The following is a 1201-nucleotide window of genomic DNA, read 5'->3' as shown; positions in this document are numbered from 1 at the left end:
TCTTGTTCAATAGAAGAAATGTCCCAAGGCGTACTCGTTCGCTGTCGTCGAGATCGTAGGTATAAAGTCAAAGAGCCAATATCAGGGACTTCCTGCACCGTCGATCACTACGTTAAAAGACGTCTTCAAGATTTACCTGTGAGTGGGCGACCTTGTACGATTGAGGTTGAGCTGGCTAAAACTAGAGACAAAGAAGGACGACGGTTGATCGAAGAGACTGAATATGTGGCTAAAGGTGGTCGTTATACCGCTCGCTTTTGCAAGTTCATCAGTGGGTTATGTCGCCATATGAGCATACATGCCGTCTCTCAACATTTAGGAATCCGCTGGGAAACAGTAAAAAATATCGATAGGGAATACTTGCGTTCAAGCCTACCAGCATTAGACCCCGAGAAACTGAATAACTTGGTTCATATTGGCGTCGATGAAGTTGCCAGAGCCAAGAGACACGATTATATGACGGTTGTTTATGACCTCGTCTCTGGGCATTTAATTTGGGTTGAACATGGCCGAAAAGCAGAAGTTCTGATCTCCTTCTTTGAGCAACTATCAGAAGAAACCAAATCAGGAATCAAAGCAGTATCAATGGATATGGGCCAGTCTTACCAGTCGGCGGTCAGGAAAATGCTTCCCAATGCTGATATTGTTTTTGACCGATTTCATGTCATGCAGAACTACTGCATCTTAATCAAAAAAGAGAGAGCAAAAGCTTTTAGAAATGGCTCTCACGACGAAAAAAAAATGTTGAAAGGAACGCTCTTCCTCCTACTGAAAAACGCTCACAAATTGGATGATAGGCAGTCTGACAGACTTGATGACTTACTTGAGAGCAACAAGACTTTGTGCGTTGTTTACATGCTCAAAGAGCAGCTACAAGCCATATGGGATGAACCCGATTACGAAACAATGGTGGCAGCTCTAGAAGCTTGGTGTCGTCTTGCCAAATCGACCAGAATACTTTCCTTAATTAATTTTGCCGATGCTTTATTGGAAAGAAAAGTGGGTATTTGTAACTACGGAAAATACAAACTGACTAACGCTCGGGTAGAAGCAGGTAATGTCTCGATTGGCTTACTCAGACGAAGGGCAAGAGGGGTGAGAGATACAGACTATTTCAAATTGAAGATCAGACAAACATCGGTTCCCGATACACACTCAACTTTTTACCCAAATATCAAGCTCACCTAAGCGGAGAAGAGCC

1 protein-coding gene is annotated in these 1201 nt (G+C 43.2%); it reads left to right on the top strand.

The window, feature by feature from the left end; all coding sequences use genetic code 11:
* Positions 1-1188: ISL3-like element ISVa10 family transposase (locus PL85_RS17680; RefSeq protein WP_234934723.1), on the top strand; the 1188-nt coding region annotated here is incomplete at its 5' end.
* Positions 1189-1201: the final 13 nt, after the last annotated feature.

This window comes from Vibrio anguillarum (assembly GCF_001989995.2).
GTDB classification, from domain to species: Bacteria; Pseudomonadota; Gammaproteobacteria; order Enterobacterales; family Vibrionaceae; genus Vibrio; species Vibrio anguillarum.
This window is presented reverse-complemented; position numbering and strand designations above follow the sequence as displayed.